The 15,132-nt window shown below is 39.1% G+C and carries 14 protein-coding genes; 3 read left to right on the top strand and 11 right to left on the bottom strand.

The genetic code is table 11. The features are described 5' to 3' along the window. Window positions 1-199: 199 nt before the first annotated feature. A complete protein-coding gene (locus tag H7U17_RS10470; RefSeq protein WP_186756671.1) occupies window positions 200-859 on the bottom strand; it encodes an outer membrane beta-barrel protein in 660 nt (219 codons plus the stop codon). A 274-nt stretch (window positions 860-1,133) separates the two neighbouring features. After that, entirely contained in the window at window positions 1,134-2,732 is a 1,599-nt protein-coding gene (locus H7U17_RS10475) for a sulfatase family protein (RefSeq protein WP_186756672.1), read from the bottom strand. 421 nt (window positions 2,733-3,153) lie between these two features. Here H7U17_RS10475 and H7U17_RS10480 point away from each other — a divergent pair, with 421 nt between their 5' ends. The 3 genes from H7U17_RS10480 to H7U17_RS10490 are packed head-to-tail and all read left to right on the top strand — an operon-like array spanning window position 3,154 to window position 5,340. Further along, a complete protein-coding gene (locus H7U17_RS10480; protein WP_186756673.1) occupies window positions 3,154-3,831 on the top strand; it encodes a Tat (twin-arginine translocation) pathway signal sequence containing protein in 678 nt (225 codons plus the stop codon). A 17-nt stretch (window positions 3,832-3,848) separates the two neighbouring features. Further along, window positions 3,849-4,262, top strand: a complete 414-nt coding sequence (locus tag H7U17_RS10485) for a DsrE family protein (protein ID WP_186756674.1) — start codon at window positions 3,849-3,851, stop codon at window positions 4,260-4,262. A gap of 43 nt (window positions 4,263-4,305) precedes the next feature. Next, the gene (locus H7U17_RS10490) at window positions 4,306-5,340 is read left to right on the top strand and encodes a c-type cytochrome (RefSeq protein ID WP_186756675.1); all 1,035 of its coding nucleotides are present in this window, start codon (window positions 4,306-4,308) and stop codon (window positions 5,338-5,340) included. A gap of 6 nt (window positions 5,341-5,346) precedes the next feature. On the opposite strand, the gene H7U17_RS10495 is transcribed toward H7U17_RS10490, so the two are convergent. The 9 genes from H7U17_RS10495 to H7U17_RS10535 all read right to left on the bottom strand — a co-directional run bounded on the left by H7U17_RS10495 (window position 5,347) and on the right by H7U17_RS10535 (window position 15,105). After that, a complete protein-coding gene (locus tag H7U17_RS10495) occupies window positions 5,347-6,096 on the bottom strand; it encodes a cyclase family protein (protein ID WP_222439190.1) in 750 nt (249 codons plus the stop codon). Window positions 6,097-6,271: 175 nt separating this feature from the next. Then, window positions 6,272-6,979, bottom strand: coding sequence for a DUF3307 domain-containing protein (locus H7U17_RS10500; RefSeq protein WP_186756677.1), 708 nt, complete (start codon window positions 6,977-6,979; stop codon window positions 6,272-6,274). Window positions 6,980-6,987: 8 nt separating this feature from the next. After that, window positions 6,988-7,677: a helix-turn-helix transcriptional regulator gene (locus H7U17_RS10505; RefSeq protein ID WP_186756678.1), complete on the bottom strand. Its 690-nt coding sequence runs from the start codon at window positions 7,675-7,677 to the stop codon at window positions 6,988-6,990. 127 nt (window positions 7,678-7,804) lie between these two features. Further along, window positions 7,805-8,797: a Gfo/Idh/MocA family protein gene (locus H7U17_RS10510; RefSeq protein ID WP_186756679.1), complete on the bottom strand. Its 993-nt coding sequence runs from the start codon at window positions 8,795-8,797 to the stop codon at window positions 7,805-7,807. Further along, on the bottom strand, window positions 8,794-9,807 hold the full coding sequence (yiaK, locus tag H7U17_RS10515) for a 3-dehydro-L-gulonate 2-dehydrogenase (protein ID WP_186756680.1): 1,014 nt from the start codon (window positions 9,805-9,807) through the stop codon (window positions 8,794-8,796). Before yiaK ends, H7U17_RS10510 begins: the two co-directional genes overlap by 4 nt. A 114-nt stretch (window positions 9,808-9,921) precedes the next feature. Then, on the bottom strand, window positions 9,922-11,256 hold the full coding sequence (locus H7U17_RS10520) for a pectate lyase family protein (RefSeq protein ID WP_186756681.1): 1,335 nt from the start codon (window positions 11,254-11,256) through the stop codon (window positions 9,922-9,924). A 3-nt stretch (window positions 11,257-11,259) separates the two neighbouring features. Then, a complete protein-coding gene (locus H7U17_RS10525) occupies window positions 11,260-11,661 on the bottom strand; it encodes a VOC family protein (protein WP_186756682.1) in 402 nt (133 codons plus the stop codon). Window positions 11,662-11,899: 238 nt separating this feature from the next. Next, a complete protein-coding gene (locus H7U17_RS10530) occupies window positions 11,900-13,384 on the bottom strand; it encodes a pectate lyase family protein (RefSeq protein WP_186756683.1) in 1,485 nt (494 codons plus the stop codon). A gap of 74 nt (window positions 13,385-13,458) precedes the next feature. Then, on the bottom strand, window positions 13,459-15,105 hold the full coding sequence (locus H7U17_RS10535; RefSeq protein WP_186756684.1) for a DUF4957 domain-containing protein: 1,647 nt from the start codon (window positions 15,103-15,105) through the stop codon (window positions 13,459-13,461). Window positions 15,106-15,132 lie beyond the last annotated feature (27 nt).

Genomic DNA, 15,132 nt, shown 5'->3' on the forward strand with positions numbered 1-15,132 from the left:
TCGATTACTCCAAAAACCACTAAACCTTATACAAGACACTTAGCCTCGACCAAAAGAAAAGGCTTAAGCCTCAACAGGTACTTTCATAAAATTACTTGTAATAATCTAAACACCTATTTTATATATTGCTCATTGATTTTGAAGTCAAATACACAAAACATTAATCCTTAAAAAATAAACCTGATCAACCATCCAGTAACTAGTTTAATTTCAAAGCAACTCCCAATCCTAGTCCAAATTGAAAAATACTCGAGTAACTGTTTACACCAACTCCTGATCCACCTGTACCAAAATAAAATCCTCCACCAACTGATTGAACTACTGAAATAAATTGAGCCTGTGCCTTTATGCCAACATAATCGCTTGCCCAATATATTCCTCCACCTCTTAATCCCACCGCCAATTTGGTCGCTGTATCATCTCTTCCATTATCCGGATTGGTAATCTTGGCAAACACACCTCCTACTTGTAAACCTCCATATACCTCAAAAGGGCTTCCTGGCGCCCTAAAATACCTGGTTGGGTTAACCAAAACATAATTAATAGCTAAATCAAAATTAGTAAACTCTTCTGGACCAGCTACAAAGCGATACCTCGTTGGACTATTGGTATCTTGCCTCAAATACATCAACTCTACGCCAAAAGCTGGATTAACCATATATTCTAATCCTCCCCCCCATTGTAGTCCATCTTCTATTCTTCCAGAATAAAAATATCCATTTCCCCTATCATAATAAGAATCAAATTTATCTGCAAACACAAAATTCCCATATAAGTTGAGACGCACTCCCTCTTCTTGGGCAAAAGTAGAACCTGAAAAAAGAAGAAAAATGATGATAATCGCAAATGCCCTTTTCATAGCTTAGATTAATTTTAAGACAAAGTCAGTTTACTCTATACTATTTACAAAATTTCATCGCAAAATTGAACTTTTTCAACTTATTTTATTTCAATTAACATATTAACTCTTCCTAAATACAAAGATCATACACCTTAATAATTTCATTTCAATCAAAATTAGCTGATTAATTTTGGATTATTTCTCTTGACTAAAAGGCCAATACCAGTATTAAAACAAAAATCCTCAATTCGGTTGCTTCGAATTGAGGATATAAATTAAAACCTAGTTTTTTTCATTTAGGAACCTTTACTTCATCATTATACTGCTCAACTAATTCATCCAATTTTTTATGCATATTTTCTCTTACCTCTGAATACCCAGGATCATCATATACATTATTCATTTCATGAGGATCTTCTTGAAGGTCATACAATTCCCACTCATCGATATCATAATAAAAATGAATCAATTTATAGCGGTCAGTTCTCACTCCATTATGTCTTTTCACTGCATGTATTCCCGGGTATTCATAATAGTGATAGTATAACGCATCCCTCCACTCAACCTTATCACCTTTTAATAAGGGCAGCATACTCAAGCCTTGCATTTCATCAGGGATCGCCACACCTGCAGCATCCAACATGGTTTCTGCAAAATCAAGGTTTTGAACAAGGTCCTTGTTTTTGCTACCTGCCTTGATAACCCTTGGCCATTTAATCATCAATGGTGTCCTGAAAGACTCCTCATACATAAATCTCTTATCGAACCATCCATGCTCACCCAAATAAAATCCTTGATCGGAAGTATAGATAATGATGGTATTTTCAGCCAAGCCATTTTCTTCTAAATAGTCCAATAACCTGCCTACATTCTCATCCACGGATTCAATACTTGCCAAATAATCCTGCATGTATCTTTGGTATTTCCATTTGGTAAGCTCATCACCTTGAAGATCTGCCTTTTCAAAGGCTTCATTGATTGGACCATAAACCTCTTCCCAAGCTGCTCTTTCAGATTTACTCATCCTATCAAGGTTACCATGATAGGCGTTGGAATACCAATCAATAAAATCCTTATGTCCCAATTTCTCTACTATGTCGGGATGGATTTTACTATCGTTGGTTAATCCCATATGGGTAGAAATTCTCATTTCCGCTTCTTTCGCTGCCCTTCCCCTACCTTCATAATCATCAAATAAACTGGCAGGCTCAGGAAATTCTTTTTGGGTATAGGCCCTGAAATTCTCCTCAGTGGGCAACCACTCTCTATGTGGAGCTTTGTGCTGGTACATCAGCATAAACGGTTGATCCTTTTCTTTCGCTTCATCTAACCAATCAATGGCAAAATCAGTAATCAAATCGGTAACATACCCTGAGTCTAACACCATTCCCTCCTTGGTTCTAAATTGAGGATTATAATAATGCCCCTGTCCGGGAAGCACTTTCCAATAATCAAACCCTGTTGGCTGGGTCTTCAAATGCCATTTGCCTATCATCGCAGTTTGATAGCCATTCTCCCTTAAAATTTTAGGGTAGGTTACCTGTGTACTGTCAAACCTTACGGCATTATCCACCAAGCCATTGATATGGCTATGTTTACCTGTAAGTATTACAGCCCTACTTGGGGCACAAATCGAATTACTTACAAAAGCATTTTCAAACAGCATACCCTCATTAGCTATTCTGTCAATATTAGGGGTTTCTATTAGCTGGGATCCATAGGCACTAATGGCTTGATAGGCATGATCATCAGACATGATAAAAATAATATTAGGTCTTTCTGGGCTATCTGATTCTTCTTGGGATTTGCAGGAGACCAAGGTTCCTAAAAAACCTAAAGCAAGCATAAAGATGCTCATCTTATTTCCTGCAAAAATTGTTTTATTTATCATTTATTAATCAATTTTTTGGGTTAATGATTTTTTAAAAATAGGGAAAAGCAAGAACAATTCAAGCATTTTAAAAAGCTTATTAGATAGAAAAAACACTGCTGACAATCCAATAAACACTTCATTCCAAAATCAACAATAATTAACTTCTTAAAGATTTTTTTGTACTGGCTATGCATTTAGCAAACCCCAAGCAACAGACCATCATAACCAACTGATAATGAACAGATATTACTATTATTTGAATCAATAGCGATAGACAAACTAATAGGAAGGCCGTAATTTTAAATAAACTTTTCAAGCATATTTTAAATAGTCATCGGTATGGCCGAGTAAAATCGAGCTTTTAAGTGGGACACCAAAATAAAAATATAAAGTGCCCTTGAATCTAATACAATTCCAATTACCAAAACTAAAATACATCATGAAATCAATACAACGCGAGTCCAGAAGAAAGTTCCTGGGGACTTTGGCTACTACAGCCACGCTTTCCACTGTGGCCCTCCCATTGATGGGCCAACCTGTTTCTAATATAGCTAATACAAAATTATTGAAAGATTCTGACGAATGGTTTAAAGAAGTGAAAGGAAAACACCGAGTAGTATATGATGCACCAGAACCCCATAATGGCTTTCAATTTATATGGTCATGGGCGTTTTATCTTACCAATAATCAAACTGGCACACCCGATGAAGATATGACTTCTGTCATTGTACTTAGGCATAATGCTATCCCATTTGCCATGAAAGATGAACTTTGGGAGAAATATAAGTTTGGAGAAAACTTCAATATCACCGATAATACCACTGGTGCTCCTGCTATCAGAAACCCATATTATCAACCCACAGAAGGTGATTACCCAATGCCCGGAATTGATGGCATAGAACGTCAAATAGAAAGAGGTGTAATGGTATGTGTATGTGATCTTGCCTTAACTGTATACAGTAGCATGATGGCACAGAAAATGGAAATGGACCCTGAAGCGGTAAAAGCAGAATGGGTAGCGGGGGTATTACCACATATTCAAGTAGTGCCTTCTGGGGTTTGGGCCTTGGGAAGAGCACAAGAGCATAAGTGTGGATATATCTACGCTGGGGGCTGATCATAAAATACAAAGTCATGAAAAAGTTTCTTATTATCCCCCTAATGTTGCTGGTAATAAGTGTCTGGGCACAAACTACACCGGTAAAAATTGCCTTTGACCTTACCAGTAAAGAGGAGTCCGCACACCAAACAACGATGAGGCATGTAAAAATGATGTCTGAAGCCTATCCGAAATCTCAGTTTGAGGTAGTCATTTATGGTGGTGCGATCTCCATGGTTCTGAATGATAAATCCACAGTGGCCGACCAGATCAAGGCCTTTGAAGGAAATGAAAATGTAAAGATCAAAGTATGTGAAGGAACCATGAAAAGACACAATATTGATAAATCCCAGCTATTGCCGGGTGTGGGAACAGTTCCTGACGGTATCCTGGAATTAGTGGAAAAGCAAAAAGAAGGCTGGGGCTATATCAAAGAAATACCAAAATAAATAGATAAATCATATTGCCCTAAACTTATTAAACTTAGTTAAAATGCCTAAGGAGGATAAATTCGTCCCATTATTACGAAAACTGATCAAAGCTGTTCAGCTTTTGATTGTTTGCGTTCTAAGTACAAGTGCATTTTTTATCAGTAAGGAATTGGGGCTCTTCGAGATCAAACCTCTTTTTGGCTCACAAGAGAACAATAACGAAGCAATTACCAATGAACCAATAGACTTACAGTACTGGCAAGCCCCAGACACCAGCGCTATCCCTATGAACCCTGAAGGAGACCTGATAAGATATGGGCGAAATTTGATCGCCCATACAGCAGTCTACCTAGGTCCAAAAGGAAAGGCCTTCCAAATCAGCAATGGCATGAACTGCCAAAACTGTCACCTTAAAGCAGGCACCATACCTTTTGGCAATAATTATGGAAAAGTAGCCTCGACATATCCCAAACTCAGAAATAGGTCTGGATCTGTGGAAGGTTTTGAAAAACGCATCAATGACTGCATCGAAAGAAGTCTAAATGGTGAAAAACTACCAGAAGACAGCCGTGAAATGAAAGCCATGGTTGCCTATCTAAAATGGGTAGGCAAAGAGGTACCAAAAGGACAAATGATGCCCGGCTTTGGACTTAAATCTTTGGAACCTTTGGAAAGGGCTGCCGATCCTGTTAAGGGAGCTTTGGTATACAAAAATTATTGTGCCCGCTGTCATGGTGATAATGGGCAAGGTCAATTAGCTGCGAACGGTATCGAATGGTCCTACCCTCCACTTTTTGGAGAAAACAGCTATAATATAGGGGCCGGACTCTATAGGCTTTCAAGATTTGCGGCATTTGTCAAAGCCAATATGCCCTTTGGAATCAATCATGAAAACCCATTTTTATCTGATGAAGAGGCTTGGGATGTGGCTGCATATGTCAATTCTATGCCCCGGCCAGAAAAGGACTTGTCTGGAGATTGGCCTGATGTTTCAAAAAAACCATTTGATCACCCTTTTGGGCCATATTCTGATAGTTTCCCAGAATCACAGCATAAATATGGTCCCTTTACAGCCATCATCAATTCAAAACCATAGCTATATTTAATTGAGGATAGCTATGATTCTCAAAGGACCTCCACTGCCTCCTTTGATCTTTATCGGCAAAGCAATCACTTGAAAACCCTTTGCAGGAAGTTTATCCAAATGGGCCACATTTTCAAAAGCCGGAATATCATTGCTCATGAGGGCTACATGGGTTTCAAAATATTCCGATTGACCATAGTCTATACTTGGGGTATCTATCCCCACAGACTTAATCTTTCTTCGTTTCATTAGCCAAATGGCTGCCTCAGATGATAATCCTGGAAAATGTAAATCCTTAACCGCCTCGCTCCCACGTCCATCTGTTCCTAAATATTTCTTCTTATCAGGATAATACTTTCCGTGTCCCGACTGTAATAATACTATACTGCCCACTGGGATTTGCCCATTTACCGATTCCCATTTTTCAAGATCTTCAATGCTTACTTGGTAATCCCTATCTGCAAGCCCTTTTTCGCTGACATCTATTTTCACTCCCTCACCTATTAATTGATCCAAAGGTATCTCATCCACTGATACACCCTTTTCTGCAAAATGCACCGGGGCATCAATATGGGTCCCACCATGCTCTGAGGTCTCAAAATTATTGGCTGAGTAAAAGTATCCCTTTTCCGTTTGTCCTTTAGCTACCTCTTCAAGCTCAAACTCTTTTGCTGTAACCCAATAAACCGTTTCGTCAGAAAATGCATGGGTCAAGTCAATAATCTTACCTTTCAAGCTACTACTTCCAGTTTTATCGCTCTCTTTCATAGTTTGCTGTTCTTTTTCCTCGCAGGAATAAAAAAGGCTAAGAATTATTATTAGATAAATTGGTTTCATGGCTTTTGTATTTGATGATAGAATGAACAAAAAAATTGGACAGATTTTATTGTTTTAATATAACAAATCAATTCTGTAAATCAGCCATTAAACTCAAAAACGACAATTACCAGACAAATCCAATCAACAAGCCCAACAAAACAGCAATGCCAAAACTCAACATGGTACCAATCAACACATATTCAGTCTTTATGGTATCATCGTTTTTATATCTTAAAATTGACTTGGCAGCTATCAAAAAACCAACGGCTTCAAATTGCCTAAACAATATAAAAGTCAAAACCAAAACTCTTTCCAATACCCCTATCAATTTACCCGCATTGGGTAGATCATCCGAACCAGGCACCTTAATTTCATAGGCCCTAAATACCTCTTTTATAAATATATTAGCTGGTTTTAAACATAACATATAGCAAAAAACAACCAATAGAAAGGACTTTGAACCAGGAATATTAAACCATGCATCTAATGAAGCATAACTGGCATAAGCATAGCAAACTCCAGATAAAACGATTATGTGTAGCCCTTGATCTATAAAAAAAGCATATTTCCCCAATGATTTACTCTTATTGACCCAAGGCTTAAGCCCATCTATAAGATAATGCATCAAAGCAATGATCAAGGCCCCAAACACAAAAGTCATCTGGAAAGATAAAAGCCAGGATAATAAAAATACAATTAATATATGCCATTTTAAAAATGGGCTTCTAAACCCTAATTCATTCTTTTGAATAGCCAGTCTATCTGATTGAAAAAAAAAGTCTGCCAATACATGGGCAATCAACTGAAGTATAAAAAATTGAATAGGACTCATGGATAATATTACTTAATGGTTTTATTAAAATATGCTACAGTTTTCTCTATGCTATTCCAGCCTACGCTGGTACTATGTTGATTGACCACTGATTGGCTAATTTCCAGTTTTTTGGCAATTTCTAATTCTGTCAATCCAAATAACTTCCAAAACAATACCTCTGATTGTCTCGCAGTGGATTTGCTCATAAGCACATCCAATAATCTCATCACTGGCTCCATTTGCTCATTGAGAACTTCATTATGAGAGGTAAAAAACAAGGTGTTTTTTATGACCACCCTTTCCTTGCCATGGCTCGACGAAGATTGATTAATCAACCTTCCCGCCAAATAAACTGCTTCCCCATCAATAACTCCTTTTTTCGGATCAAATCTCGACAATTCCCCAATGGCAATTGCCAATCTGACTCCATGTGTCTTAAAAAGACTGATCCTATTATTGTCCTCACTATTATCTGCCTGCTTCGGATTATAAGACTTTACGAAACTTTTTACAAGCATCGCCACCCTCAAAGCATCGCCTGGTGTTTCGCAAACACATTCCAGATAATCTCCCTTTATCAGTCTTCCATAAATCCCCCATTTTTCATCTAGGGTTTTTAATAGGTCTTTTAACTTTTCTTCTAGGGCCGACCTATCCTCTACCACTAAACTTGTAGAAGAAATGATGTCTCCAGAAATCACCGCTACTTTTTTCATTTATTTACTTTTAGCTATCAAATATAAGCTTAAACACTTATAAATCCAATTTATATGCTTTTAAGCCTATAAATAACTTATATAGTATTTTAAACATATATATATCTTAGCTAATAACTTTGAATCCCTATCGACCGATTTCTTCCATCACCCAATTTGTACGTGCAGCTGACTCTCCCGTAGAAGGGCTTGAGCCTTCTCCAAGAAGATCACTTACAATGGACTGAATGAGAAAGTATTGAATATGATTGGGCAGGTCAAATTCAAAGCTTTCTTTCTTGCCACTATCCGTTTCAAGAATAAACTTACCAGCCCCAAAAGTCTCATAGCTAATCTGTCCTTTGCTACCTATAATACTTGTATGGTCCACAGAAGAAACCTCACCACTTGAGAAACACCAGCTTCCTGTGCCCATCACCCCTGATTCAAACTCAAATGCTGCAGTAACCATATCTTCCGCCTCATAGATTCCTGCTTGATTGGACTTAAATCCTTTGGCAGATTTTATTGGACCTAAAGCGAAATCCAGAAAATCCAACTGATGGGAAGCTAAATCATAAAAATATCCTCCACCGGCCATTTCAGGATTTACCCGCCAATTATTATCTAAGTTTCTTACCACTTCAGGAACCAAAACCTGGTTCATTTGAATATTGACATACCTAATGTCTCCAATCACCCCTTCCTGAATCAATTCCTTTATCTTGACAAAATGCGGTAAAGTCCTGCGATAATAAGCTACATATAATGGCACATCTGCCGCTTCACATGCTGCCAGCATTTCTTTACATTCATCAAAGGTCCTGGCCATAGGCTTCTCCACATAAACAGGCTTTCCTGCAGCAGCAGCCTTCAAGGTAAGCCCTTTGTGGACATGGGGAGGTGTAGCTATATAGATGGCATTGACCTCAGGATCATTAATTAATTCATCTGCATCAGTATACCATTTGGGCACCTGGTGCCTATGAGCGAAGTCCCTTACTTTTTCCTCATTTCTTCGCATCACTGCAACAAGCCGGCTATTTTCAACCAAATTCATAGCAGGTGCACTCTTCTTTTCGCAAACGTCTCCAACACCCAAAACACCCCATCGTACTTCTTTATCCTTTATTTTTTTCATTCCAATATTTTTACGATTTGATTCCAGATATCCACATCTACAGGGACACCAAGCTCCAGATTCTCCTGCCGTACCCTCAATGTTTGTTCTCCAGGATACCTTACCTTTTTATTATTATCAAAAGTTTTGGATTGCTTAAGGTCTTCAATAACCTGCTCTGCCTTAGTATCCATCCACTCTTCCAGCCCTAATTTCGAAGGCTCCAAGGCCACAAACACCTGCGAAAGGCCATACTCCTCACCACTTTCACCTACCTCATGAGTAGCCTGTCCCCCTGAAAGTATCGCGGCCAGCATATCCAACATTAGTGAAAGTCCCGCTCCCTTCCACAAACCAATCGGCATAGCGAGCTCATTTTCTATAATCTCCTTAGGTGATTTGGTCAAATCCCCCCGCTGATCGAAGCCTGCATCATAGGGCATATTCTGACCCTGCTTTTCAAAAATAGCCATCTTTCCATAGGCAAACTGCGACATCGCCATATCGAGCACTATCGAACCATTCTTCCTTGGAATAGCAATTACCAGAGGATTATTTCCTAATTTCGCCTCACTTCCTCCATAAGCAGGCATATTGGGTTTGGTATTGGTAAAACAAATCCCTATACAAGCTTCATCAACTGCCTGCCAACCATAATTCCCAGCCCTCATCCAATGATTGGTGTTTTGCATGGCCACGACACCCATTCCTGATTTTTTGGCTAATTGAATGGCCTTTTTCATGGCCAAATGGGCATTGATATTACCAGGACCGAGCCGCCCATTCCATCGTTCCAAAGAGCCGAATTGACCAATCCTTTCTGGTACTGCATTGGGCTGTATTAGCCCTTTTTTAATATAGCTCAAATAATGCAAAAATCGATTCAATCCATGTGAGGGCACTCCGTCCAAACTCGATTGGGCAAATAGACGAGCACTAAGTGCTGCCCTATCAGGAAAAAATTGATTTTGAATAAGAATGCTGCTTAGGACTTCCTGCAAACGAGAAAAAGGTATACGCTGGTCTTTCATAGTGAAGATATCAGATACAATTTATTGATAATCCATTCACCGACCAAGCGAAAATATATAATAAATAGAAGAAGAATACACACAATATGACAATTTCTATCAAAGCGTGAAACATCAATCACCAATCAATCCATTTAGGTAAATTTCAATATTGGTATATTTTTTATCCAAATCAAAACCAGCGGCATCCACTGCAGAATTGGGATCTAAATGGTGCTTTTTCTCCCAAGTATCTGGCATTCCATCCTGATCTGTATCTAAAGGTGCTTTTTCTGACTTTAACAATGGCCAGCCCCCCACATCCGATTGGCTATCAATAATCCCATTAGCGTGATTTCCAAAAGTACTATTACCCAACCGTACTTCTTGAACTACCCTTTCATCCACTTGATCCCTTTTAAAACTTGCCCCTGCTTTGGCCAATACATTTTCATAAGCTACTTTGGCATCTATCTGATCATCAGCTATAACATAAGGAAAAGGATCAGCCACCAATAAATCATCCACTTTATTCACACCATCGATTCCCTTACTGTTATCTTCACTAACCTCTTCAGAGGCGGTCATTATATTCCCTTCTACAAAAAACTTACCAAAAGGTGCATAGGGTTCCACAATTCTATCCCGATTTGTATGGGTAGCTGGACCTGCTTTATAATAATTCCCAACAATATTATAATGCCCTTCTTCTCCTGCGTAAGAGCTGTTGCTCTTCCAGTTATAAATCACATTATTTCTGAAATCAACCACTTCCTTTTCTGGCATCTTATGATACCTTGCTCCATTAAACCTTGGTAATCTACTGTTATGACTAGCCAATAAATTATGGTGAAAAGTAGCTTTCATCCCTCCCCAAATTCCACCGTATCCATGGTCACCTTTGGCATGAACAGATTCATTTAAGCTTTCTGAAATTATACACCATTGTAACGTGAAATTTTCATTATCATAAAAAGAACCACACTCATCAGTCGCCCAACTCAGTGAGCAATGATCTATGATGATATCCTTGTTTCGAATGCAAGTCATCGCATCATCTTGCACCTCTCTGAGATCTCCTAAACGGCTTCGGATATACCTGATGATAACATTATCTCCTTTGATTTTGATCGGATAATTCTGAATGGTGATTCCATCCCCAGGAGCAGATTGGCCGGCAATGGTCAAATTACCATAATTAATATCCAGACTTGACTCTAGTTCAATATTTCCAGAAACAGAAAAAACGACAATTCTAGGATACTTCTTTCTCAATGCTGCTCTAAGACTCCCGGGACCATCATTATTCAGGTTGCTCACCACCAACACCTTTCCACCCCTCCCTCCAGAAGTGTATTTCCCAAAACCATCAGCCCCAGGAAATGCAAGCACATCTATATTCCCATTTTCTTGGGCATAAGCCAATCCAGCAAAACATATAATAATAATTAATCCAATTAGTTGTTTCATGGCTTAAACTCCAGTTTTTGATGCCAGCATGGGCTTAGCTCTTTTACACAACTGTAAGGCCAAACCCCAAGGATCTTTTAGCATTACCAAATGTGAGCCGTCCCCTAAGATGTCATCGCTTATCAATTCCGCACCTGCTTTGATCAATCTATCCCTGTCTTTTGCAGGGTCTTCAGACACCAATGCCAAGTGTAAAACCAATGGATGTTGATTTTCAAAGTCCAAAATTGGTGCATTGGGATTACTGTATATTTCAATCATAATGGTCCCACTGTCATCAGCTAAAAACGTCATATAAGGACTTTGATCCTTTTTCATAACGACTTTTAACCCAATATGCTTTTCGTACCAATCAGACATTGCTCTAGGTTGTGCGACATTAATTGCAAAATGCTCAAACTTCATAATTTTAAATTTATTCTTATGGTTCAGATAAATATATAGTGCCTTTAAGGGAAGAATTATTCAGGCCCATCCGCTTCCAGTTTCCGTAGAAGAAATCTTGCCCATAATAAGTTACAATTGTAAATCATAGATCTATCGCTATTGACCTTAGAGTTCATAACAGTAACAGCACCTCATTTAGAACTATTTTACTATTCAGGTAACCAAATACTTTATCTTGGTATAATCACCTATGAATTTACTGAATTGGAAAATCCTTGATTAAGCTGTTAAGATAGACTTCTAAATAAGTATAAGGAGTTCCTGATTTTAATTTTTTACCATCTTCAGCATTATTTGGATCAAGCTCATTGGCTGATTCCCATTCATCAGGCATTCCGTCACCATCACTATCTGTAACAGGCTCGCCTACTTCCAATACTGGCCACCCACCCACATCACTTTGGGAATCAATAATACCATTGGTGCTTCCATTGGATCCCTCCTGATCATAATCTCCATTTTTAACATTGGCAATGATCCTTGCATCTACCGCATCCCGTTTTAAATTGGCACCGGCATAATCAAGCACCAATTCATAAGCTTCTATCGCAGAATGAGTGGTCACAGTATATCCTTCCTCCTCATGGGGAACATCCATTTTCATACTTTTTTTATCAGCATCACTTACGGTACCATAACTACCATGAAATTGATTAAACACTCCATAAGTCCAATTATCTTCAGAAGTTTGGTTACTACCATCTACCATATTGCCATCAATATAAAACTTGCCCCAAATATCATATACCTCAGTACCCTCCACCTTATTCTTATCAATAGACATAATTCGGTTTCGCTTACTTCCCGAGGGGCTAGCGGGCCCTGGTTTATAATAGCAGTTGACTATATTCACATTCATTGCTTCCCCACCATAAGCCGCATTATTTCCCCAGTTATAAAGTACATTATTGCGCAAATCCACCAGATCGGTAAGGGCAAAGGCTTTTCCTGCTTCCTCTCCCAACCGTGGATTCCTGCTATCATGATGCGCCAAGAGATTATGATGAAAAGAAGCATATTTTCCTCCCCATATACCTCCATAACCATGAGCTCCTTTTTCATGCAGTGAGTTTCTAAGACTTTCTGCTATAATACTCCATTGTAAGGTAAAGTTTTCATTGGCATAGAAAGACACACATTCATCAGTACTCCAACTCATAGAGCAGTGGTCAATGATAATATCTTTGTGAAAACGTCCTCCTAAAGCATCTCCCTCCTGCTGGGCAGTATCTCCCATCCGGAAGCGCAAATAGCGGATGATCACATTATCAGCATTGATGGTGACCGGGTAATTCCTTAAGGTAATTCCATCTCCAGGCGCAGTCTGGCCAGCTATTGTTACATTCCCACGAGAAATGGATAAAGTTGAATTCAATTCAATGGTACCGCCTATATTAAATATGATAGTCCGAGATCCACTTTGGTTAAGGGCATAGCGCAAAGTTCCCTGACTATTATCATCTGATAATTTAGTGACATAATAAACTTTACCTCCTCTTCCTCCTGTGGTATATTGTCCGTATCCTTCTGCCCCAGGGAATGCATATTCAGGACCATCATAAACTTCCTCTTTTTCTTCCTCTTCAGGATCGGGTTGTGAATCTGAATTGTCACAAGCCATACAAAAAGCAGAAAGTCCAAAAACAATGAATATTTGAAAAAAAAGACACTTTAATTTCATGGTATTTGAGGTTTATTGAAAAGGTGCGACCAAGCTGGCCGCACCTTTTTAAAATCGGTTATGAAAATCATTCACTAAAGCACTATTCTCCATCTAGGATCTCCAGAGTCAAACCTGCCGGCAAATCCCCTGTCCTTAAAGTTGAAATCGTTCTGGGCAGGATTTACCCAAAGATCTCCCTGTCCTCCTGAGTAATTTCCTAAAGGGAAACCAGGTATTTCTCCACTGGAGAAACTAAAGTCTCCAGTAGAATAAACATTCACAACCTCAAAATTGGTATTCTCCAGTCCATCATAAATCCCTCGGATGCTATAGTTTTCTCCTCCTGACTCATCCCATCCATGGCCGAAAATGCTATTTTTAATTGAGATGCCATTAGTTACATTGTCCTGCCCCTCTCCTCCTCTATATCGGAAGAATCCTCCTCCACCTTTGATAAAATTGGCAAAGGTGCAGCTTTCAATTACAAACGACTCGGATTGACTTCTTGATGTCACCCCAAACTGAACCTTGTTAAAGGTGGAGTTTTCAAAACGTATATTCTTGATCATTGCCGTAGCTTCAGTGTCTACCGTAAATAACCCGTAACCACCTATACTGTCCACCACACTATTCTTGATGATATAATTGTCAATTACTGTAGAAGATCTTACCCTTAGAATTCCTCTAAAAGTTCCAATCTCGCAATTTTCAAAACTCAACTCTCCCACATGCACATTGTCTCTATTTGGATTCAACACATAATCTCCAGAATAATCAGCTCCCCTAAGTTCTAGGTCTATGAAGCGTATATGGCCTATTTGCGATCCATCATCTATGTCCCAGTTACCTGTGGTATACAATTTGGCCTTTTGCTCTCCAAAACCATAAGCCGCTCTTATGGTGATTGACTTATTAAGATTATCACTTGGGAAATCATAGGTCACTCCCCTCTTCACCAAAATAGTAGCTCCATCAGGAGCAGCAGCCACTGCATCCGAGACTGCTGATAGACTTTCATTATCACGAATATCGATCACTCCAGGTCCCGTAGGGTCTATATCCAATGGTAAGGTGGTATAATTCACCCATCCTCTAAGTCCACCATCACTGTAAATGGCAATCTGATACTCCGTCTCAGGTTCCAATCCGGTAACTATTGTTTCTCCAGCAAATTCTTCCTCAGCACTTACTGATTGTTCCATTAGAGGCTCTGTTAAGCGTAGATCCGTGGAAGCAAAAACTTTGATTCCCGTCACCGGAGCTCCTGCTCTGGTCCATGTTACCCTGGCGGCGACATCTATCACATCATAGCTTTTGGGCACATTCAGGATGGTAGGAAATCGTTGGGTTCGGACATTTCCCAAATCGGAAATTTTACTATCATACATAGGATCATCCGCATGGGCAATTGCCCTCACTTGATAAAGCGTATTCCAAAAGAGCGTCTCTCCTACCAATTCTTCATTAATTACCACATAGCTAGTATCTGTCTCTATGACATAATCGGTAGTTTTAAACGTATCCCTACTCACCTCGATGGTATAGGATAACGCTTCTTTCATCTTACCCATATTGACTATTATGGTATTTTCTTCAGAGAACAGATCCTCTGTCAATACCGGCCTAAACAGCCTCGTTCTATCAAACATCTCATCATCCTCCTCACACCCACTAAAAGCCACCAAGGCCACCGAAAGCATGATGATGCTCAGGTATATATTTTTGATTCTATTATTCATTGCTTCTCATTTTTTGAATTGATGATT

This window comes from Echinicola salinicaeni, from assembly GCF_014280965.1.
In the GTDB taxonomy this organism is placed as follows: domain Bacteria; phylum Bacteroidota; class Bacteroidia; order Cytophagales; family Cyclobacteriaceae; genus Echinicola; species Echinicola salinicaeni.

Bases quoted from the DNA above. Each gene is read 5' to 3' on its own strand.
- H7U17_RS10510 (WP_186756679.1), bottom strand. From the start codon at position 8,797: ATGAAAAAAATAAAGGATAAAGAAGTACGATGGGGTGTTTTGGGTGTT.
- H7U17_RS10525 (WP_186756682.1), bottom strand. From the start codon at position 11,661: ATGAAGTTTGAGCATTTTGCAATTAATGTCGCACAACCTAGAGCAATG.
- H7U17_RS10475 (WP_186756672.1), bottom strand. From the start codon at position 2,732: ATGATAAATAAAACAATTTTTGCAGGAAATAAGATGAGCATCTTTATG.
- H7U17_RS10470 (WP_186756671.1), bottom strand. From the start codon at position 859: ATGAAAAGGGCATTTGCGATTATCATCATTTTTCTTCTTTTTTCAGGT.
- H7U17_RS10520 (WP_186756681.1), bottom strand. From the start codon at position 11,256: ATGAAACAACTAATTGGATTAATTATTATTATATGTTTTGCTGGATTG.
- H7U17_RS10485 (WP_186756674.1), top strand. From the start codon at position 3,849: ATGAAAAAGTTTCTTATTATCCCCCTAATGTTGCTGGTAATAAGTGTC.
- yiaK (WP_186756680.1), bottom strand. From the start codon at position 9,807: ATGAAAGACCAGCGTATACCTTTTTCTCGTTTGCAGGAAGTCCTAAGC.
- H7U17_RS10535 (WP_186756684.1), bottom strand. From the start codon at position 15,105: ATGAATAATAGAATCAAAAATATATACCTGAGCATCATCATGCTTTCG.
- H7U17_RS10480 (WP_186756673.1), top strand. From the start codon at position 3,154: ATGAAATCAATACAACGCGAGTCCAGAAGAAAGTTCCTGGGGACTTTG.
- H7U17_RS10530 (WP_186756683.1), bottom strand. From the start codon at position 13,384: ATGAAATTAAAGTGTCTTTTTTTTCAAATATTCATTGTTTTTGGACTT.
- H7U17_RS10495 (WP_222439190.1), bottom strand. From the start codon at position 6,096: ATGAAAGAGAGCGATAAAACTGGAAGTAGTAGCTTGAAAGGTAAGATT.
- H7U17_RS10500 (WP_186756677.1), bottom strand. From the start codon at position 6,979: ATGAGTCCTATTCAATTTTTTATACTTCAGTTGATTGCCCATGTATTG.
- H7U17_RS10490 (WP_186756675.1), top strand. From the start codon at position 4,306: ATGCCTAAGGAGGATAAATTCGTCCCATTATTACGAAAACTGATCAAA.
- H7U17_RS10505 (WP_186756678.1), bottom strand. From the start codon at position 7,677: ATGAAAAAAGTAGCGGTGATTTCTGGAGACATCATTTCTTCTACAAGT.